Source organism: Roseateles sp. DB2 (genome assembly GCF_051857535.1).
Classification (GTDB): Bacteria; Pseudomonadota; Gammaproteobacteria; order Burkholderiales; family Burkholderiaceae_C; genus Roseateles_B.
Genome location: NZ_JBPZGY010000003.1, coordinates 495,973 through 514,487 on the forward strand (window position 1 = coordinate 495,973; position 18,515 = coordinate 514,487).

19 protein-coding genes are annotated in these 18,515 nt (G+C 68.2%); 9 read left to right on the top strand and 10 right to left on the bottom strand.

The genetic code is table 11. From position 1 onward, the window contains the following. Nucleotides 1-5: 5 nt before the first annotated feature. From ccoG to ubiU, 8 genes are all read right to left on the bottom strand, one after another. Nucleotides 6-1,466: a cytochrome c oxidase accessory protein CcoG gene (gene ccoG / locus ACS5PK_RS07275; RefSeq protein WP_439439562.1), complete on the bottom strand. Its 1,461-nt coding sequence runs from the start codon at nt 1,464-1,466 to the stop codon at nt 6-8. An 8-nt stretch (nt 1,467-1,474) separates the two neighbouring features. Beyond that, nucleotides 1,475-1,933 (bottom strand): RrF2 family transcriptional regulator, encoded by a 459-nt coding sequence (locus tag ACS5PK_RS07280; protein ID WP_439439563.1) that lies wholly within the window; start codon nt 1,931-1,933, stop codon nt 1,475-1,477. Nucleotides 1,934-1,957: 24 nt separating this feature from the next. Then, complete coding sequence (locus tag ACS5PK_RS07285) at nt 1,958-3,154, bottom strand: NnrS family protein (RefSeq protein WP_439439564.1); 1,197 nt, start codon at nt 3,152-3,154, stop codon at nt 1,958-1,960. Nucleotides 3,155-3,342: 188 nt separating this feature from the next. After that, on the bottom strand, nt 3,343-3,612 hold the full coding sequence (locus tag ACS5PK_RS07290; protein ID WP_439439565.1) for a DUF2249 domain-containing protein: 270 nt from the start codon (nt 3,610-3,612) through the stop codon (nt 3,343-3,345). A 119-nt stretch (nt 3,613-3,731) separates the two neighbouring features. Further along, on the bottom strand, nt 3,732-5,360 hold the full coding sequence (gene ipdC / locus ACS5PK_RS07295; protein ID WP_439439566.1) for an indolepyruvate/phenylpyruvate decarboxylase: 1,629 nt from the start codon (nt 5,358-5,360) through the stop codon (nt 3,732-3,734). Nucleotides 5,361-5,391: 31 nt separating this feature from the next. Beyond that, nucleotides 5,392-5,868 (bottom strand): ubiquinone anaerobic biosynthesis accessory factor UbiT, encoded by a 477-nt coding sequence (ubiT, locus tag ACS5PK_RS07300; RefSeq protein WP_439439567.1) that lies wholly within the window; start codon nt 5,866-5,868, stop codon nt 5,392-5,394. Between the two features lie 12 nt (nt 5,869-5,880). After that, complete coding sequence (locus tag ACS5PK_RS07305) at nt 5,881-6,852, bottom strand: U32 family peptidase (RefSeq protein WP_439439568.1); 972 nt, start codon at nt 6,850-6,852, stop codon at nt 5,881-5,883. A gap of 19 nt (nt 6,853-6,871) precedes the next feature. Beyond that, nucleotides 6,872-7,879, bottom strand: a complete 1,008-nt coding sequence (gene ubiU, locus ACS5PK_RS07310; protein WP_439439569.1) for a ubiquinone anaerobic biosynthesis protein UbiU — start codon at nt 7,877-7,879, stop codon at nt 6,872-6,874. A 222-nt stretch (nt 7,880-8,101) separates the two neighbouring features. Here ubiU and ACS5PK_RS07315 point away from each other — a divergent pair, with 222 nt between their 5' ends. The 4 genes from ACS5PK_RS07315 to ACS5PK_RS07330 all read left to right on the top strand — a co-directional run bounded on the left by ACS5PK_RS07315 (nt 8,102) and on the right by ACS5PK_RS07330 (nt 10,507). After that, entirely contained in the window at nt 8,102-8,878 is a 777-nt protein-coding gene (locus ACS5PK_RS07315; protein ID WP_439439570.1) for a Crp/Fnr family transcriptional regulator, read from the top strand. 66 nt (nt 8,879-8,944) lie between these two features. Next, nucleotides 8,945-9,175, top strand: coding sequence for a DUF2789 domain-containing protein (locus tag ACS5PK_RS07320; RefSeq protein ID WP_439439571.1), 231 nt, complete (start codon nt 8,945-8,947; stop codon nt 9,173-9,175). Between the two features lie 179 nt (nt 9,176-9,354). Further along, nucleotides 9,355-10,137 (top strand): type IV pili methyl-accepting chemotaxis transducer N-terminal domain-containing protein, encoded by a 783-nt coding sequence (locus ACS5PK_RS07325; RefSeq protein WP_439439572.1) that lies wholly within the window; start codon nt 9,355-9,357, stop codon nt 10,135-10,137. Nucleotides 10,138-10,219: 82 nt separating this feature from the next. Further along, nucleotides 10,220-10,507 (top strand): diguanylate cyclase domain-containing protein, encoded by a 288-nt coding sequence (locus ACS5PK_RS07330; RefSeq protein WP_439439601.1) that lies wholly within the window; start codon nt 10,220-10,222, stop codon nt 10,505-10,507. 49 nt (nt 10,508-10,556) lie between these two features. On the opposite strand, the gene ACS5PK_RS07335 is transcribed toward ACS5PK_RS07330, so the two are convergent. Then, nucleotides 10,557-11,132: a hypothetical protein gene (locus ACS5PK_RS07335; RefSeq protein WP_439439573.1), complete on the bottom strand. Its 576-nt coding sequence runs from the start codon at nt 11,130-11,132 to the stop codon at nt 10,557-10,559. A 194-nt stretch (nt 11,133-11,326) separates the two neighbouring features. Here ACS5PK_RS07335 and ACS5PK_RS07340 point away from each other — a divergent pair, with 194 nt between their 5' ends. From ACS5PK_RS07340 to modA, 5 genes are all read left to right on the top strand, one after another. Next, nucleotides 11,327-11,935 (top strand): glutathione S-transferase family protein, encoded by a 609-nt coding sequence (locus ACS5PK_RS07340; RefSeq protein ID WP_439439574.1) that lies wholly within the window; start codon nt 11,327-11,329, stop codon nt 11,933-11,935. A 103-nt stretch (nt 11,936-12,038) separates the two neighbouring features. After that, nucleotides 12,039-12,461, top strand: coding sequence for a hypothetical protein (locus ACS5PK_RS07345; RefSeq protein ID WP_439439575.1), 423 nt, complete (start codon nt 12,039-12,041; stop codon nt 12,459-12,461). A gap of 221 nt (nt 12,462-12,682) precedes the next feature. Further along, nucleotides 12,683-14,128 (top strand): TolC family protein, encoded by a 1,446-nt coding sequence (locus tag ACS5PK_RS07350; protein WP_439439576.1) that lies wholly within the window; start codon nt 12,683-12,685, stop codon nt 14,126-14,128. Between the two features lie 11 nt (nt 14,129-14,139). Next, nucleotides 14,140-15,564, top strand: a complete 1,425-nt coding sequence (locus tag ACS5PK_RS07355) for a multicopper oxidase family protein (protein WP_439439577.1) — start codon at nt 14,140-14,142, stop codon at nt 15,562-15,564. A 232-nt stretch (nt 15,565-15,796) separates the two neighbouring features. Continuing rightward, a complete protein-coding gene (modA, locus tag ACS5PK_RS07360) occupies nt 15,797-16,561 on the top strand; it encodes a molybdate ABC transporter substrate-binding protein (protein WP_439439578.1) in 765 nt (254 codons plus the stop codon). Between the two features lie 45 nt (nt 16,562-16,606). Here the strand turns inward: modA and ACS5PK_RS07365 are convergent, their stop codons facing one another. Beyond that, nucleotides 16,607-18,424 (bottom strand): glycoside hydrolase family 15 protein, encoded by a 1,818-nt coding sequence (locus ACS5PK_RS07365; protein WP_439439579.1) that lies wholly within the window; start codon nt 18,422-18,424, stop codon nt 16,607-16,609. Between the last annotated feature and the right edge of the window lie 91 nt (nt 18,425-18,515).

The window sequence follows — 18,515 nt, forward strand, 5'->3', positions numbered from 1 at the left end:
CGCCTTCAGCGCGGAACGAAGAAGCTGGCCTCGGCCTGGAAGGCGGTGGCCTCGGGGCGGTCCAGGTCGTGAGCCAGCAACTGCACACGGCGTGCACCGCTCCCGTTCGCGACACCCGGCGGCAGGCGCAGCTGCACAGGCAGGGACACGATGGCGGCGGGTGCAACCTCCACCCGCTCGCCGCCCAGCAGGCGCAGGCCTGGCAGCCCGGCCGCATCGAGGCGCAGATGCAGGGTGCGCTCGCTGCGGTTGAGCAGCTGCAGGCGGTAGACGTTCTCGATCTGGCCGTCGTCGACCAGGCGGGCCATCACGCCGCGGTCCTTGATGACGTCGATCAGCAACGCGCTGCGCTGGCTCAGCTGCCAGACCATCAGCGCGCCCAGCACGGCCAGTGCGCCGCCATAGATCAGCACCCGCGGCCTAAGGGTGCGGCGCCACATCTGGGCACGGCTCAGGCCCTGCGACACGCCGTTCTCCGTGGCGTAGCGGATCAGGCCGTGCGGAGCACCGACCTTGTCCATCACCTGGTCACAGACGTCAATGCAGGCCGCGCAGCCTATGCACTCGTTCTGCAGGCCCTTGCGGATGTCGATGCCGGTGGGGCAGACCTGCACGCACAGAGTGCAGTCCACGCAATCGCCGCGGCCCTGGGCCAGCACCTCGGCCGACTTGCGCGAGCGCGCGCCGCGGGGTTCGCCGCGCCTGGCGTCGTAGGTGATGATGAGGGAGTCGGCGTCGATCAGGGCGCTCTGGAAGCGGGCGTAGGGGCAGATGTACTTGCACATCTGCTCGCGCAGCCAGCCCGCGTTGCCGTAGGTGGCGCCGGCATAGAACAGCACCCAGAACAGCTCCCAGGGCGAGAGGGCCAGCTGCAGCGTCGCCTGAGCCAGCTCGCGGATGGGGCTGAAGTAGCCCACGAAGCTGAAGCCGGTGAACAAGGCCAGCAGGACCCAGCCCGCATGTTTGGCGGACTTGCGCGCCAGCTTCTCGGGGCTCCAGGGCGAGGTGTCCAGGCGCATGCGGGCCTGGCGGTCGCCCTCGGTGTGGCGCTCGATCCAGAGGAAAAGCTCGGTGTAGACGGTCTGCGGGCAGGCATAGCCGCACCACAGCCGCCCCGCCACGGCGGTGAAGAAGAAGAGCAGCAGGGCGCTGAAGACCAGCAGCGTGGCCAGGTAGATCAGGTCCTGCGGATAGAAGACCAGGCCGCCGATGTAAAAGCGCCCGCCCACCAGATCGAAGAGGAGGGCCTGACGGTCTTCCCACTGCAGCCAGGGCATGCCGTAGAAGAAGAGCTGGGTGAGCGCCACCAGGGCCCAGCGCCAGTTGGCGAAGCGGCCGCTGACGGAGCGCGGGTAGATCTTCTGCTCGGCCACGTAGAGCGAGCTGCCGGCCGGCGCGGCGCTGGCCTGGATGGGAATGACGCGGCGGGCCGCGTGGTCGGCGGCAGGGGGCTCGGCGCAAGACATGGAGAGGGTCAGGCCTTGAGGGCCCGTATGGAGAAGCCAGGGGGCGGACGCAGGGGCAGCTTGCGGCCCGGCGGCGGGAGCAGCTCGGCCAGGGTGTGCTGGTCCAGCTCGGCCAGGAAGGCGTCGAGGGCGTCGCGGAAGATCTTGCTCAGGCGGCAGCGCTGGGTGAGTCGGCAGTCGCTGTCGTCGCCCAGGCACTCGACAAGCATGAAGTCCGGCTCCACGGCCCTTACCAGGGCGCCGAGGTTGATGGCCGACGGCTCATGCGCCAGGCACATGCCGCCTCCCTTGCCGCGCACGGTGGTGATCCAGCCGCCCAAACCCAGTTGGTGGGTGATCTTGGTCATGTGGGCCTCCGAGATCCCATAGGCTTGGGCAATCTCGGCGGTGGTGCACAGGCGCTCCGGATGGCTGCCGAGGTAGATCAGCAGTCGCAGCGCATAGTCGGTCATGGTGGTGAGGCGCATGGGGGCATTCTCTCCCTGACGGGCTCAACCGGGCTGCCCGTCCGCACGGGTTCGCAGCAGGAAAGGTGCATAGCGCCACAGATAGAGCGCGAAGGACAGGCTCCACAGCAGGGCCGAGGCCAGCGCGGCGCCCATCAGCCATTGCGGCATCAGCAGCGGCAGGGCCACGCGGACCAGGGCTGCGGCGAACATGCAGAGGTAGGCCGTGGTCTCCACGGGCCCGGCCTGCAGACGGCGGCCGGTGTGACCCAGGGCCGTGCGGGTGATCATGCCCAGTGTGATCATGCCGATCACGCCCACCGTCAGTGCGTGGGTGGCCGGGCCGCTGGGCAACTGCCACAGCAGCGCGGCGATGCGCAGGCCCAGGTGCACCGGCAGCCACAAATAGGCTGCATGCAGCACCCACACCAGCGGATTGCGCCAGGTCTTCCAGGGCTGCCACAGCATCCAGCGCCAGCTGTGCGCCAGCAGAGCCAAGCACAGCACGGCAAAGCTCAGACCGCCGCCCACGCCCAGGGCGTCCAGCACCAGCAGGGCGATCACGCTGCCCAACGATGCCTGCTCCACCCAGGGCTCGCGCCGCGCCTGCATGCCCGGCACGCCATTGTTGGAGAACATGGGCACCACGCGTCCGGCCATCACTGCGATCATGAAGAGCACGATGTCCAGCCCCAGTGGCAGACCGGCGCTGCTCAGCACGGGCAGCTCCAGCAGGCCCATGCTGCCCAGGTGCAGCAGTGCGCTGCCCAGGCCCATCAGCAGCAGCAGACCGACGAAGAAGTAGTTGCGCCGATTGCCCGCCTTGTGCAGAGCCTGCCACAGGCCCCAGGCGGCGGCCCAGGGTACGGCCACATTGAGCAGCAGGGATGCCCAGCCCCAGGGCCCCAGGACTGCCAGGCGTGCCAGCACCCACAGGGCGGCCATGGCCTGCAGCGGTCGGCCTGTGGGCGTGGCCTGGCCGGACCAGTTGCGCCCGGCCGTGAAAAGAAAGCCGATCACCACTGCCAGCGCATAGCCGAACACCATCTCGTGCGCATGCCAGGCCGCGCCCTTGATCAGGGCATGAGGCAGCCAGCCGCTGAACTGCAGCGCCCACAGCGGCACCATCAGCAGGGCCTGCAGCGCGGCCAGCAGGTAGAAGGGCCGGAAGCCCAGCTGCCACAGGGCAAAGCCATCTCGCCGAACAGGCGGTTCTTCCAGGCGCAACAGGACAGTACTCATGGCGTCAGTGCTCCAGCTCGACACAAGAAAAATCAACGCAGTCAGCCGACCACAGCGAGTGGCGCCCGAGGATATGGCCCCACCAGTCCTGCAGGCGCGCCCTCAGGGACTGAGGGCGGATACAAGCGCCTTGGCGTTTGCGCCTGCCAAAGGACCAGGCCTCCAGCCTGGTGCGGCCTGCAGGAGGCTCAACTACAGCAGCCGCAGCAGCTCTTGCCCGCAGGCTTTCGGGAGATGCGCACGCGCCACTGCTCCGGGCCGGATTCCAGGGCTTCCCAGTCGAACTGGCCCGGCCACAGGACCTGGAACTGCCGGTGCAGGGGCTCGGGGTTGTGGTCATTGCTGAGCTCCAGCCAGCCGCCGACAGGCAGGGCCTCGAAGGCGCCGAAGATGGCCGGATGGCGTTGCTGCGGTGGCAAGCTGGGAACGTGGATGTGGGGAGCTGTGGTGGTGTTCATCTTTAAAGCTCTATTTTGAATGTAGGAATTGTGCCGAGCGGAACGGTGTAAATCAACATCTGAAATGTTTCTTTTGATCTGGGTCAAGTGGCGGCGACCGTCGGCCTTTGGTGAGGGGCTCAGTCCTCAGGCATGGAGAGGCGCTTGACGGCCTTCACGAAGCGGCTCAGCGTGGGGGATAGGGAGCCGGACGGCAGTCTCGCATCGATCAGCTGGAAGCGGTCGCGCTGCTGCAGGGCCTGGTCCAGGGCCACGCGCAGCTCGCCCACGGTGGCGACGCGATAGCCGCTGCCGCCCATGCCGGGCGCCATGGCGGCGAAGTCCCAGTCGCCGCGGCCGTGGTAGTGCCCTTCGGGCTGGAAGGTGCGCAGCATCTCCCAGCTGCTGTTGTTGAAGACCACGACGATGGGGTCCGCGCCCAGGGCGCGGGCATTGCCCAGCTCCCAGCCCGTCATCTGGAAGGCGCCGTCGCCGACCAGGATCAGCGGCCGACGGCCGGTGGCCACCTGTAGCCCGAGGCCGGCTGGCACGCCATAGCCCATGCTGGCGTAGTAGCCCGGCGCCAGCAGGTCGCCCGGGGCTAGTTCCAGCGCGCTGAAGAGGCAGTCGCCCACGTCGCTGGCCACGGGCATGGCGCCGTGGCGCTGCTGAAACTCGTTGAGCACCGCGATGATGGCGCCGGGGCTCAGGAGCGAGTCAGGCCCGGGCAGCTCGGGCGAGGGCCGGGAATGGGGGGGCGCGGAGGGCCGCAGCGGCCGGGTCAGCAGGCGCAGCAGCAGGGCTTCGACCAGGTCCTTGATGGGCACGTCGTGGTAGCTGTGATGGCCCATCTCGACCCGGCCCTGCCAGACGCGGATGCCATGGCGGAAGTCGATGGGTCGGCGGGCGGCGGCGAAGTTGGTGTCGCTGAGGATGGCGCCCAGCAGCAGCAGGCCGTCCGAGTTCTCGACCTGCTCGGTCAGCGCCGCGTCCCCCGCCAGGCCCAGGTAGGTGCCGAGCAAGGGGACACCGGCGTCGTGCAGCAGGCCCCGGCCCATGAGCGTGGTAGCCACCGGGATGTCCAGGCGCCGCGCCAGCTCGGCCACCTGCGCCTCGATGCCGTAGCGCCTTATCTCCACGCCCACCAGCATCAGCGGATGTCGGGCCTGGCGCAGGCGAGCCAGCAGTTCGTCGGCGCAGGCGGCCAGGCGTTCGGCGTCCACAGGCCGCATCTGAGGGGCAGGCGCGGGTTCGCAGGGGCGGGCGGGCATGTCGCGCGGGATTTCCAGATAGACCGGGCCGGCCTCGCGCAAGGCCGAGTCCAGCACGCGGGCGATCTGGGCAGGTGCGGAGCGCGGGTCGTCCAGGCGGGCCTGGTCCACGGTGATCTCCTGGAAGATGCGCCACTGGCTATCCAGGGACTTGACCTGGTGATGCAGCAACAGCCCGCTGGCCGCCTCGTGCGCTGCCGGGGCGCCGGAGAGGATCACCAGCGGCACGCGCTCCGCATAGGCGCTGGCGACGCCGTTGACGAGGTTGAGTGCCCCTGCGCCATAGGTGACTGCGGCTACGCCGAGACCGCCTCGCGCGCGCGAGGCCGCGTCCGCCGCGAATGCCAGCGCGGGCTCATGGGACAGCGGATGCAAGGGCAGTACTTCGGCCCTCTGCATTTCCAGGAAAAGGGGCAGGGCGAAGTCCCCGGGGATGCCGAAGACCTCCGTGGCGCCGCGCGCCTTCAGGGCCTGCAGCAGGACTTGGGTGAGATGCATGGCGTGCTCCGACAGATGGGGCGGCAGGGCTTCAAAGCGGACGCCCGAAGGCGGTGGCGGGCAGCAGGGGCCCAATGGCGTCGAGGGTGTTCTTGAGCATCAGGCCGAACTCGGTGTCGCCTTCCATGACCAGGGCGCGGTCGAAGAAGAGACGGTCGGCGTCCTCCTCGCCGCGCAGCAGCCGCCACAGGGCCGGCGTGCGGGCGCGGATGCGCAGCAGCACCGGCGCCTCGCGCGGGGCCAGGGTGAAGCCGGCATCACCCAGCAGCAGGCGTAGCCGGATGCCAGGCTCCAACAGCTCCAGCTCCATGGCCTTGTGCGACAGGCCCTGGCGCTGGCTGGCATCCAGGCGCGGCAGCAGGAACTGGTCCAGCAGGCGCGCGGCAACGAAGGAAGGCGGCTCCACCGGCAGGCGCCGCACCACGCCGCGGACGTGGTCCAGCAGCATCTTGTGCAGGCCTGCGGGGGCCGAAGGGTGGGAAGCGGGATCGCGCAGGGGGGCTTGCATGAGGATCTCCTCTCAGACCAGGGCCAGCATGCCTGGCTGCTGGTGGGCAAATCCATGGACCAGGGTGCCGGGAAGGTCCAGGGTCTGCAGTTCGGCCAGGGCCTGGTCGGCATCGGCCGCCTGCCGGTAGACGGCATCGAACAGGGCCAGCGCGCGGGCGAAATCGCCGCTGCAGGGCGAGAGGCGCAGGGCCTGCACGCCGGTGGCAAGGACTTGCGTCCGCGCCTGGATCAGGCACTGCAGGCCGGCCGACTGTGTCTGGATGCCGTTGAGCGCCAGGAAGGGCTGGCCCTCGCTGGTGCGCAGCAGCAGGCCGTCGGCGTCGTCGCGGCAGCGGAAGTCGCACTGGTCTTTGCTGAGGCGGTGGTGGCGCGCGGTGAAGCAGCGGGCCGAGAAGGCCAGGGTCATGCGGCCGAAGACCAGGAGCTCCGTGCTGAGGGCCCGTCCCTGCGCCTGCACCGCGCCTGGCGCCGGGTTGCAGCGCGCGATGGCCGCGAGCGACAGCTCGGCCGGCGGCACCCAGATACTTGCCCCCAGGCTGGCCAGCTCTTCCAGCGCGGGGCGGTTGTAGACGTTGATGTGAGGGCCCAGCACCAACTGGCTGCGGCACGCCAGGGCAGTCTGCTCGCAGGTGAGCCTGTGCCAGACTCGGAGCGCTGCAGCATCGCCGGCCTCGAAGTCCATGGGCGTTTCGGCGTTGAGGGCCGCCTCGGCCAGGCGGCGCATGCCGCGCAATTCAGCCTCGGACATCAAAAGCGGCATGCTGGCCAGGCGCACGCGCTTGCCAGCCTGCTGAAGCTCCCGGGCGAGGGCCAGCCAGTCCTCCAGGGAGAACTCGTTGCGGCGAGAGCAGGTGACCTCGCCCAGCACGAGGGTGTGGGCAGGGCTGTCGGCCAGCTCGGCGTAGAAGTGCATCAGCGTCTGGCGCGGCCACCAGTACTGCAGGGGGCCGACGGTGAGGGTGGGTGCGTGTGTATCAGTCATGGGCTGTACTCGCTGCGCTTCATCGCCAAGGCCGGTCAAAGGCGCCCAGGGTGCTTTGCTGGCCCTCGGCCCAATGCGACAGGGCCTGTTGCCAGGCGGGCGCGACGGTGTATCGATCGCTGGAGGCGGCGCGGTCGATGGCCTCGCGCCAGACCTTGCTGACCTGGGACACATAGGCCGGGCTGCGCTGGCGCCCCTCGATCTTGATGGCCCGTACACCGGACTCGATCAGTTGCGGCAGCAGGGCCAGGGTGTTGAGGCTGGTGGGCTCTTCCAGCGCGTAGTCGCGCCGGCCCTGTACGTCGAATCGGCCTTTGCACAGGGTGGGATAGCCGCGGGCTTCGTCGGCCGCGTAGTGGTCGATCAGCACGCCGTTGAGGCGGGCCTCGACGCCATCGCCGCGTTCCTGCCACTGGACGGCCGAGGGGGGCGAGCAGACCCCATGCGTGTTGGGCGACTGGCCGGTGGCATAGGAGGACAGGGCGCACCGGCCTTCCACCATCACGCAGAGGCTGCCGAAGCCGAAGACCTCGATCTCCACCTCGGTGTGGCGGATCACGTGCTGGACCTGCTGCAGGGTCAGTACGCGGGGCAGCACGGCGCGCTGGATGCCGTAGCGCTCGCGGTAGAAATTGATGGCCTCGTAGCTGGTGGCCGAGGCCTGCACGGAGAGGTGCAGGCGCAGCGCTGGGTGGGCCTTGGCCGCGTAGGCCAGGACGGCGCTGTCGGCGACGATCAGCGCGTCGGCGCCAAGCTCCGCAGCACAATCCACCGCGGCGATCCAGGGGGTCAGGTCCTGCGATTGGCCGTAAGTGTTGAGGGCCATCAGCACCTTGCGGCCGCGTTGATGCGCATAGGCAATGCCGCTGCGAACCTGCTCCAGATCGAAGTTGAGGCCGCCGAAGTTGCGGGCGTTGGTAGCGTCCTTGAGGCCCAGGTAGACAGCATCGGCGCCTGCATCCACCGCCATCTGGAGGGCGCGCAGGCTGCCGGCCGGGCACACCAGTTCTGGTTTGTTCAGGCTCATGAATGGAATGGGCGGAGCCCAGCGTTCTTAAAGTTGCAGAATGTATGAACCTTATTGGGGCGTGGTTTTGCGCCCGCGCAAATGCAGGTGGTGCAGGGGCCTGGGGGAATCGCTGATCAGCCAGAAGGGGGTGGCGTTGACGCCGCTCAAACCCGAACGCTGAGTGGCGCCGCAAAGTGCGGCTTGTGCACGATTCAGTGGCACGACTCCGAGGAGACCCGCATGGGATCGATCGACTACGCATCGACGGCGGCGCCAGCACCCGAGGGCGCCCTGGAAAGGACGCATCGCCGGCGTGCCGCCGCGATGGCTCAGCCCCATATTTCCGAACGCGTGGCTGCGCCGCTGCGTGAAGTGCTCATCGAGGCCGGCCAATGGCGCCGAGTGCCGGCCGGTCAGCCGCTGTTCGAGCAGGGCGAGCACTGCGAGACCATGTGGCTGCTGCTGGAGGGCAGTGTCTGTCTGGGGCACCACGACAGCCAGGGCGAATGGCGCCAGTTCCGTCTGGCCGAGGCGGGCGAGTGGATGGGCTGCGCAGCCTGCTGGTTGCGCGAGGCGCATAACTTGCGCGCCGTGGCTGCGGTGGACGTGTTGGCCGTGGGCATGAGTCGCAGCCAGATCGACGCATGGGCAGTCGAGGACCCGGCCGCCTGGCGCGCCGCCATGGAATCCGTGGTGGATGCACTGGCTGAGCTGCAGCTGCAGCAGACCCGCCAGGCTGTTCGCCGCGAGAGCCTGGATGCGCTGGGGCGCGTGTCGGAATGGCTGCTGGACATGTGGCGCCGGCAAGGCAGTACCGTGCGCTTCATCCAACGCAAGAAGTACGTGGCCTCGCAGCTGGCGATCACTCCGGAAACCTTCTCACGCTGCCTGCGCCAGCTCGAGGAGGAACAGTGCATCAGCGGCGCGGGCTACGAGTTGCAGATCCTCGCTCCGGACCTGCTGCGCCAGAAGGCCAGGCCCCGCTGCGAGGACAGGGCTGCAGCAAGCCGTTGCTGATCTGCGATGCGGGACAGGGCGCTGGATGCCGCTAAGCTCTGGGCTGGCCAATTCCCGGAGCCGCCCATGCAAGCCCCCGTGCACCGATTTTCCGATCTCTTCGCCCAGCTGGGCCTGGCCAATGACGCGGCCAGCATCGAGGCATTCCTCCTGAACCATTCGCCCTTGCCGGACACGCTGCGCCTGGAGGACGCTCCCTGCTGGAATGCAGCGCAGGCCGCGCTGTTGCGCGAGGAGCTGCGGGCCGATGCCGACTGGGCGGAGCTGGTGGACCAGCTCAACGCGGCACTGCGCTGACGTGGCCGGATTTCCCATGGCCTGACCAGGCTCCCAGCGCGTTGGCGTCCCGCAGGTCGTTGCCTGGTCGCCCTGCGCATGGCTCCCGAAAAGACAAACTGCATCAAGGATTCCCGGCTCGCCTGTGCCTAGACTGAGTCCTTCGACAAGCAGAGGCAGGGAGTCTCGCGATGGAGTTCATGCGCCGCCGTCAGTGTCTTCTGTGGGTGCCTGCCCTGTGGTTGGCAGGCCATGCCCATGCCGAAGTCCGGGACCTGCCCGACTCCATCAACAAGGCCGGCCGCCTTCGCATGCTGAGCCAGCGCTGTGCCAAGGCCTATATGGCGCTGGGACAGAAGGTCCGCTCCGAGCAGGCAGAGAAGGTGCTGTCCGACTCCATGGCCCTGTTCGACCGGCATCTGGTGGAGTTGCGGGCTTTCGCCCACAGTCCCGCCGTCGCCAAGGTCTACGAACAGATGGACGGCAGTTGGAGCGCCTACAAGCTGCTGCTGATCGGTGATCGTCCCAGTCCCAAGGGCGCCGAGGCGGTGCTCGCCGCTGCCACGCAGGTGCTGGCGCAGGCGCAGCAAGGCGCCGGTCTTCTGGAGCAGGCCTCCGGCAAGACCGTCGGGCGGCTGGTCAATCTGGCGGGGCGGCAGCGCATGCTCAGCCAGCGCATGGCCTCGACCTATCTCGGAGCCGCATGGGGCGTGCAGAGCGAGGGGCTGGTCAAACAGCTGGGCCAGGCCCGCGAGGAATTCGTCCTCGCCCAGGCCAGCCTCAAGGCCGCACCCGAGACCGGCCAGGCGCTGCGAGGCGAGTTGGAACTGGTGGATCAGCAGTACGTCTTCTTTGATGCCGCGCTGCGCGCGCTCAAGCCGGGCAACACTGACACCCGCTCGCTCAGCGAGGTGTTCACCACCAGCGAGCGCATCCTGCAGCTCATGGACGAGGTCACGCAGCAATACGCTCGTCAAGGCTGAGTCCAGGAACCGGGGCATCCAGGTCAATCTCGACCTTGCTACGCCAGGCTGCTGCTGATGGACCGGCTGCGTCAGCGGGTGCATCTCAGCCAGAGGACTCAGAAGTTTTGGCAGTGTCGTTCTTCGACCTGGACGGCTTCAAGGAGGTCAACGACAGCCAGGAGCATGCCGCGGGAGGCAAGCGCTGCAGACCGTTGCCACGCGGCTCCGGCAGAGGATGCGGGCTCACGACAGGGTGGTGCGTGTGGGCGGCGACGGGTTCGTGCTCCGGCTTCCCGCCTTGGCGGCCGCAAGGAAGTGGACCGTCTGCCGGGCCAGGCCGATCAGGCCGTGCAGCGTGAGAAGGCCTGTCGTGGAAGGCTCGTCATAGAAGGCTCGTCACTAGGCCGGACAGCTCGGGGGACTCGACACTTCGGCCCTCATCGCAGAGTGATCAGCGGTGCTCCTGCATCGGCAGGCTGTTGGCCCTGGGCCGGGAGGCGCTCCAGCACGCAACGCATCCAGTTGCGGGCCAAGGGCTCCGGATGGTGGTGGCGCAGAGTTGTCTCGGCAGGGCCCTCCGCTTCCAGGAAGACCAAGCCATGGAGGTCCCCGCTGTGGGAGATGGTGCGCCGCCACAGCCGTTGTACCCGAACGCTTTGCGGGTGTGTGGCATGGCTGCCCTGGGCAGCCTCGAGCAGGTGCAGGCGCATGGGTCCTGTGCCCCAGTCCACGCCCGGCGGTGTGAAAACCTGCAGGCCCTGCTCGCCCAGATGAAGCACCAGGGCCGCGATGCCCTGCGCCAGGTGCGCGGGCACGAAGACCCAGACGGGGATCTGTTCGCGGCCCAAAGGAAGCAGGAAGAACGTGACGCGGGCTGTCGGCCCCGGCGCCGCTGCACACTGCAGGGCGGTGGACCGGGCAGGCAGCGAGGGCAGGGCAGACGGGGGCGTCACCTGGCGCTGCGGTTCCGACTGGTGAAAGGGCGAGAGTGGAAGCTGAGGCAGACCCTGCATGGACGGCGCATGTAAGCCAATGGATACGCCAGCATCTAAGCAGTCCTGCGTGAAGTGCCGATGACGGCGGAGCAGGGCGGTGGCGAAGACAAGGCTTGTGTCACGGATCAGGGATGGAGGCGCCGGGCCGGAGGGCCCCGCATCCAATTCCCGGCGCCTGCGCGTGGCGCCTGACCATGCTAGGCTGCCCGTCCATGAGCAAGCCCACACTGATTTACTTCGACGCCCCGGTCAGCCGCGGCGAGGAATGCCGCCTGGCCCTGCACCTTGCAGGGGTGGATTTCGAGGATCGGCGCATCCCCTCTGCGGACTGGCCAGCCCACAAGCCCGCGGCACCCTATGGCGCCATGCCCATCCTGGAGATCCCGGGCCGTGCTCCCCTGGCCCAGACCAATGCCATCCTGGTGCTGATCGGCCGCCGGCATGGCCTGCATCCCCAGGACGACTTCGAGGCCGCCCGCCACGAAGCCATGATGTCCCATGTGGAGGACCTGCGGGCGGCGGTGGGGCCCACCATCCGCATGGAGGCCCAGGAGAAGCGGCGCGTGCGTGAGGCACTCGTGGCGGAATTCCTGCCTCAATGGGCTGCCGCGGCCGAGCGCAACATCCTGTCCCGGCCCTTTTTCGGGGGGGAGCAGCTGAGCGTGGTGGACCTCAAGCTGCACATGGCCGTGCGCTGGTTCCTGGGTGGCAAGGTGGATCACATTCCGGCCGACGTCTTCGCGGCCTTTCCCCGCCTGATGGGTGTGCATGACGCCGTGCGCGATCACGCCGGGGTGCGGGCCTGGTACGCCAAAGCCTGAGGCTTGACCTTCCCATGGGGGGAAGCCTCACAGTGTGCAAGCGTCGCCGCGCTTGCCGCGGTGACCGTGGCAGCGCCCCCTTTTTTCTTGTTGCACGTCGAGCATGAGTACTGTCTGGCGGATTGCATTGGCATGGATGCTGGCCCTGGCCTTGCCTCTGCAGGGCCATGCCGCCCAGCGCCTGGCGGCTTGCATGGGTGCCCCGGCGCTGCCGTCCGCTCAAGCCCCGCACCCTGTGTTCGGTGTCCATCTTCAGGCCCGCCCGCTTCATGAGGGCCTGGCTGAGGCGCATGACAGCCACTGCGATGCCGAACAGGGCGATGTGGCGACCGACGCCCCACGGCATGGCGCCTGCAGCGGCTGCAGCTCCTGCGCCGCCTGCTGTCATGCGGTCGCACTCCTGCCCACTGCCCCCCCTTTGCCCCTGATGCCCGAGGAGCTTCCCGTGGCAGCCGTGGCCCGTGTGGCCTTGGTTCATGTGTGGCTGGATACCCTGGAGCGGCCGCCGAGGTCCTCGATGCGCTGAGGTGCGGGCGCGCGGGCTTCTCTGTCTTGCGCTCGCCTCGCCGCTGCACGCGCTTGTCTCGCCCTAGCCGCGCCCGTTAGCGCGCCTGCCCCTGAGCGCTCGGTGCCATGCCAGCACCGCTGCGTGGCTCGGGACGACGCCGCAGGCCGGGACTACGATCGATCACGCCTCATCAGCGGCAGCCAGCCGCAGGGCTGGCTGACCGCCTCTCCCTCACATTCATGGCCCGAACCATCATCACCGAGGTGCCCATGCACGACACCATTTCTATGGCCGCCCGCCGACGCCTTTTCCTGGCATTGGGCCCACTGCTGCTGAGCGCTTGCGCCAGCCTGAGCCCCGATGGCGGCATGGCGGCGCTGCAGTCCACCGCGAGGCAGCAACTCAAGGCCGAACTGCAGTCGGCACGCACGCCCGAGGACCAGGATCGCCTGGCCCTGCGCGTGGCCGAGCTGCTGAAGCAGCCGCTGAGCGCGGATGCGGCGGTGCAGATCGCCCTGCTGAACAACCGCGGCCTGCAGGCCGGCCTGCAGGCCCTGAGCATCGCGGAGGCCGAGCGGGTGCAGGCCAGCCGCCTGCCCAATCCTGCCTTCCGCCTGGGACGCCTCCAGCGGGGTGATGAGCGCGAGATCGAGCGCACGCTGGGCTTGGACCTTGGCGCCCTGATCAGCCTGCCCCTGCGTCGCCAGCAGCAGGAGCAGCGCCAGACCGCCGTCCAGCGCGAGCTTGCGCTGCAGATGCTGACGCTGGCGATGGACACCCGCAAGGCCTTCTACCAGGCCGTGGCCGCCGAGCAGACCGCGGTCTATCGCCAGGATGCCCGCGACGCCGCGCAGGCCGGGGCCGAACTGGCGCGTCGCATGCAGCAGGCCGGCAACTGGAGCGCCCTGGATCAGGCGCGGGAGCAGGGGTTCCTCGCCGAGGCCAGGCTTGCCACCCTGCAGGCGGACCTTGCGCGCACTCGCGCGCGTGAGCGCCTGGCTCGTCTCCTGGGCGTGGACAGCACGGCAGTCCTGCAGCTGCCGCCCCGGCTGCCCGAGCTGCCGGCTCAGGTGGAGGCGCGGCCTGACATCGAGCGACAGGCCCTGCACAGCCGCCTGGACCTGCAGGCTGCCAGGGCACGAATGGAAGCCAGTGCTCGTGCCTTGGGGCTGGACAAAGCCACGCGCTTCGTGAACGTGCTGGAGCTGGACCTCAAGCACAACAGCGCCAGCGAGGCCCCGCGGCAGACCGGCTTCGAAATCGGCTTCGAAATTCCGCTCTTTGACTGGGGCGATGCGAGGGTGGCCCGTGCCGAGGCGCGCTACCTTCAGGACGCGCATCAAGCCGCGCAGGCCGTGATCGAGGCACGCTCCGAGTTGCGTGAAGCCTACCAGGGCTACCGCAGTGCCCATGAGGTCGCCCGTCATTACCGCGACGAGCTGTTGCCCCTGGCGCGGCGCGTGTCCGAGGAGCAACTGCTGCGCTACAACGGCATGTTCATCGGGGTCTTCGAGCTGCTGGCCGATGCCCGCGCCCAGATCGGTACCGTCAGCGCCTCCATCGAGGCCTTGCGCGACTTCTGGATCGCTCATGCGGACCTGGAGATGGCCATGGTCGGCCGCCCAGGCCCCACGTCACTGGAAAGCCCCGCCGCCGCGAGCACGGCCCGCGGCGCCGCGCACTGAAAGGATCGCCCATGTTCTCCCGACGCAATTTCTTCCGAGGCGCAGGTGTCCTGACGGCGGCCGCATCCGCTGCCTCCGTCAGCCGTGTGGCCCTGGCCGCGCTGCCCGAGGTCGTGCAGCAGACCCGCCCCGACACCATGCCGCCCCTGCAGCCCTCCGCCGGCCGGCCCTACCGTCCGGTGGTGACACTCAACGGCTGGACCCTGCCATTCCGCATGAACCAGGGCGTCAAGGAATTCCACCTGGTGGCCGAGCCAGTGCTGCGCGAGTTGGCGCCTGGGATGAAGGCCAGGCTGTGGGGCTACAACGGCCAGTCGCCCGGCCCCACCATCGAGGTGGTCGAGGGTGACCGTGTGCGCGTCTTCGTCACCAACCGCCTGCCCGAGCACACCAGCATCCACTGGCATGGCCAGCGCCTGCCCAATGGCATGGACGGTGTCTCCGGCCTGACGCAGAAAGCCATCCAGCCGGGCCAGACTTATGTCTACGAGTTCGAGGCACGCCGCCCCGGCAGCTTCATGTACCACCCGCATGCCGACGAGATGACGCAGATGGCCATGGGCATGATGGGCTTGTGGATCACGCATCCCAAGGGCAGGCATCCGCTGATCGAGGAGGTGGACCGCGACTTCTGCTTCCTGCTCAATGCCTTCGACATCGATCCCGGCTCCGCCACACCGCGCATCATGACCATGCTGGACTTCAACCTCTGGTGCTGGAACAGCCGCGTCTTCCCTGGCATTGACACGCTCAATGTTCGCAAGAACGACAAGGTGCGCATCCGCGTGGGCAACCTCACGATGACCAACCACCCGATTCATGTGCATGGCCATGAGTTCACCGTCACCGGCACGGATGGTGGCCCCACGCCCAAGGCCGGCCGCTGGCCGGAGGTCACGACGGATGTGGCAGTGGGCCAGATGCGCCAGGTCGAGTTCCTCGCGGATGAGGAGGGCGACTGGGCCTTCCACTGCCACAAAAGCCACCACACCATGAATGCCATGGGTCATCAGGTGCCCACCATGATTGGCGTGCAGCAGCAGGACCTGGTCGAGAAGATCACCCGCCTGGTGCCTGACTACATGGCTATGGGCGAGCGCGGCATGGCCGAGATGGGCACCATGCAGATGCCGCTGCCGGACAACACCTTGCCGATGATGACGGGCGAAGGCCCCTTCGGTGGCGTTGAGATGGGTGGCATGTTCTCCATCCTCAAGGTGCGCAAGGGTCAGAAGCCAGGCGACTACAGCGATCCGGGCTGGTACCAGCACCCGCCGGGCACCGTGGCGCGCGAGTGGACCACGGGCCTGCCCGAGGCGGCGCGGTCATCGTCGGCGGGTGGGGCGGCCATGGCTCGGCAGTCGTCGTCCGAGGCTGAGTGGCGCGCCCGCAAGCCAGGTGCGAAGGGAGGCCATGGCGGGCACGGTGAGCATTGAGCCGCTCGCCGCTCGCCGCTCGCCGCGCCCGTGCCTGGCACCGTGCAAGGCGCCTTGCAAGGCAGAAGTGGCGGCCCCACCGTGCGGCCACGGCGCCGGGCGGCGCTGGGCTTGCCGCTCAGGCGATCAATGCCTGAGCGATTGCCGTTCCTGCGGGGAGGGGAGGTCGTTATGCATGGGTGTATATTTCGCTCGGTTCACGATATCGCGTGCAGTTGCCAGGACCCCGCCCTTGAAGTTCCACCCGCACCCCCTCATCCTCAGGGCCGCGCTCGGCGGCCTGCTGCTGGGCTCGTTGCCGGCCTTGGCGGCCGAACTCACGGTCTCCGCGGCGTCCAGCCTGGGCAATGCCTTCAAGGACATTGCGGTGGCCTTTGAGGCAGACCATCCCGGTACCCGGGTGCTGCTGAACATCGGTGCCTCGGATGCCCTGCTGGCGCAGATCAGCAAGGGCGCCCCCGTGGATCTGTTGGCGTCGGCAGACCAGGAGACCATGGACCGTGCAGAGACGCAGAAGGTGCTGGTCTCTGGCACGCGGCGCAACTTCGCCGGCAATCGTCTCGTGCTGATCGTGCCCAGTACAGGCTCGGTGGTCATCAAAGCCCTGCCGGACCTGCAGCGCGCGGACGTCCAGCGCATGGCGCTGGGCAAGCCCGAGGGCGTGCCTGCGGGTCGCTATGCCAAGTCCGCCTTGGTGGCCGCGCAGCTGTGGCCGGCCGTGGCGACCAAGGCCGTGTATGCCAGCAATGTGCGCCAGGCCCTGGACTATGTGGCCAGGGCCGAGGTGGACGCTGGCTTCGTCTATGCCACCGACGCGGCCATCCAGCAGGACAAAGTCCGGATCGCCGCCGTGGTACCGACGCCAACGCCCATCAGCTACCCCGTTGCGGTGGTGGCCGGCTCTTCCAACGTCGAGACGGCGCGGCGGTTCATCGACTACCTGCTGTCGCCGGCAGGCCAGGCGATCCTGGCCCGATACGGCTTCCAGAAGCCCTGACCTGGCCGACGCAGCAGCAACTCTTGCCCGGGAACTGCCCTGGGCTCAGATGCGGGTGTCCCAGGGAACTGAGAGGCGCACTGCGCTGTGGATGATTCCCACCATGGAATAGGTCTGCGGAAAGTTGCCCCATAGTTCGCCCGTGGCAGGTGCCAGGTCTTCGCTGAGCAGGCCCAGGGGCGTGCGGCGAGCCAGCATGGCCTCGAAGTGCTCGCGGGCCTGTGCGCGCCGGCCGGTACGCGCCAGTGCATCGATGTGCCAGAAGGTGCAGACGTTGAAGGCAGTCTCGGGAAAGCCGAAGTCGTCGCGCCCTTCATAGCGCCGCATGAAATAGCCGTCGCTGAGCGTGGCTTCCAGGGCCTGCACCGTGCTGATGAAGCGTGGGTCCTGCGGGTTCAGAAATCCCACCTCGCCCATCAGCAGCACGCTGGCGTCCAGGTCGGACCCCTCGAAGCTTTCGACAAAGGCCTGGCGCTTGTCGCTCCAGGAACGTGCCAGGATCTTGGCCTGGATGGTGTTGGCGCGCATGCGCCACAGGGCTGCGCGCTCCGGGCTGGCCAGCCGCTGCGCCACATGAGCCAGGCGGTCGCAGGCGGCCCAGCACATCAAGGCTGAGGAGGTGTGGATGCGCGCCCGCGTGCGCAGCTCCCAGATGCCCGCATCGGGTCGTTCGTGCAGCAGCCAGGCCTGCTCGCCCATGGACTCCAGCGCCTCGAAATCCTTGGCGTCAGGCTGCCTGAACAGGCGCAGGTCATGGAAAGCCTGCGCAGCGCCGAGCACGACACTGCCATAGACATCGTGCTGGAAGTGCTCATAGGCCTGGTTACCGATGCGCACGGGCCCCATGCCCCGGTACCCGCAGACACCCTCCACCACGGACTCGGGCAGTTCCGCCTCCAGCCCGATGCCGTACAGAGGCTGGACATGGCCGTCGCGCGCGCTGCGGATGACGTTGTAGAGCCAGTTGAGATAGCCCTCCATGGTGCCCACCTCGGACAGGCTGTTGAGCGCGCGCACCACGAAGAAGGCATCGCGGATCCAGCAGTAGCGGTAGTCCCAGTTGCGACCGCTGTCGGGCGCCTCGGGAATGCTCGTAGTCATGGCGGCCACGATGGCACCGGTCTCCTCGAACTGACAGAGCTTGAGCGTGATGGCGGCCCGGATCACCGCCTCCTGCCATTCCAGCGGCAATGCCAGGCGGTGTGTCCAGTGACGCCAGTAGAGCGAGGTCTGCTCTTCGAAGCTGCGGGCGGTTTCCTCGATGCCGGCATCCAGCGTCTCGTCCGGCCCCAGCAGCAGGCTGACGGGCTTGTGCAGTGAGAACCAGCTCTGGTCCACCAGATAGGTCTGCGGCACATTGCTGGTCAGGCGCAGGACCAGATCGGGCAGGATGTAGCGCAGGTGGTGGCTGCCTCGGGTGAGGGTGGGCGCCGTGAGGCCCCAGTCGCCACGCGGTGTCACGCGAAATCGCACCCGCGGATGCCCGGCCAGCGGGCGGACGCGCCGCACCAGTTGCGCAGGGCGGTAGGGGCGGTCGCGGGTGATGAAGCGCGGTGCGAAGTCCACCACCTCGATGCCCTGGCCCTGCTCATCCCACAGCTCGGTGCGAACGATGGCCGTGCCTGGCTCGTAGTGCTGCGTGGAGCGAGCCAGGTGTTCGATCTCCACGCTGAAGACACCCTCCGAGCCGATGCCGCTCTCTGAGTGCATCAGCGCATCGAATACCGGCGTGCTGTCGAACCGCGGCATGCAGCACCAGACGATGTGCGCTCGCGCATCAACCAGCGCACTGATCTGACCGTTGCCGATGAGTGCCAGGTCCAGTGATGCCGGAGGGGCTTGCAGCGATGGGTGTGCCTGCATGCGGAGACCTCTTGTTGCCGATCGAAACCCATGAAGCGCGTGTCTGCTGCGCAATCTTGGTACAAGAAGGCAGGCATCGCAGCCGGCCCAG

What these genes read in the sequence shown, in the direction of transcription:
- ACS5PK_RS07285 (WP_439439564.1), bottom strand. Translation starts at nt 3,154, where the DNA reads ATGAGTACTGTCCTGTTGCGCCTGGAAGAACCGCCTGTTCGGCGAGAT.
- ccoG (WP_439439562.1), bottom strand. Translation starts at nt 1,466, where the DNA reads ATGTCTTGCGCCGAGCCCCCTGCCGCCGACCACGCGGCCCGCCGCGTC.
- ACS5PK_RS07365 (WP_439439579.1), bottom strand. Translation starts at nt 18,424, where the DNA reads ATGCAGGCACACCCATCGCTGCAAGCCCCTCCGGCATCACTGGACCTG.
- ACS5PK_RS07280 (WP_439439563.1), bottom strand. Translation starts at nt 1,933, where the DNA reads ATGCGCCTCACCACCATGACCGACTATGCGCTGCGACTGCTGATCTAC.
- ubiT (WP_439439567.1), bottom strand. Translation starts at nt 5,868, where the DNA reads ATGCAAGCCCCCCTGCGCGATCCCGCTTCCCACCCTTCGGCCCCCGCA.
- ACS5PK_RS07315 (WP_439439570.1), top strand. Translation starts at nt 8,102, where the DNA reads ATGGGATCGATCGACTACGCATCGACGGCGGCGCCAGCACCCGAGGGC.
- ACS5PK_RS07325 (WP_439439572.1), top strand. Translation starts at nt 9,355, where the DNA reads ATGCGCCGCCGTCAGTGTCTTCTGTGGGTGCCTGCCCTGTGGTTGGCA.
- ipdC (WP_439439566.1), bottom strand. Translation starts at nt 5,360, where the DNA reads ATGCATCTCACCCAAGTCCTGCTGCAGGCCCTGAAGGCGCGCGGCGCC.
- ACS5PK_RS07340 (WP_439439574.1), top strand. Translation starts at nt 11,327, where the DNA reads ATGAGCAAGCCCACACTGATTTACTTCGACGCCCCGGTCAGCCGCGGC.
- ACS5PK_RS07320 (WP_439439571.1), top strand. Translation starts at nt 8,945, where the DNA reads ATGCAAGCCCCCGTGCACCGATTTTCCGATCTCTTCGCCCAGCTGGGC.
- ACS5PK_RS07350 (WP_439439576.1), top strand. Translation starts at nt 12,683, where the DNA reads ATGGCCCGAACCATCATCACCGAGGTGCCCATGCACGACACCATTTCT.
- ACS5PK_RS07305 (WP_439439568.1), bottom strand. Translation starts at nt 6,852, where the DNA reads ATGACTGATACACACGCACCCACCCTCACCGTCGGCCCCCTGCAGTAC.
- ubiU (WP_439439569.1), bottom strand. Translation starts at nt 7,879, where the DNA reads ATGAGCCTGAACAAACCAGAACTGGTGTGCCCGGCCGGCAGCCTGCGC.
- ACS5PK_RS07355 (WP_439439577.1), top strand. Translation starts at nt 14,140, where the DNA reads ATGTTCTCCCGACGCAATTTCTTCCGAGGCGCAGGTGTCCTGACGGCG.
- ACS5PK_RS07290 (WP_439439565.1), bottom strand. Translation starts at nt 3,612, where the DNA reads ATGAACACCACCACAGCTCCCCACATCCACGTTCCCAGCTTGCCACCG.
- ACS5PK_RS07345 (WP_439439575.1), top strand. Translation starts at nt 12,039, where the DNA reads ATGAGTACTGTCTGGCGGATTGCATTGGCATGGATGCTGGCCCTGGCC.
- ACS5PK_RS07335 (WP_439439573.1), bottom strand. Translation starts at nt 11,132, where the DNA reads ATGCAGGGTCTGCCTCAGCTTCCACTCTCGCCCTTTCACCAGTCGGAA.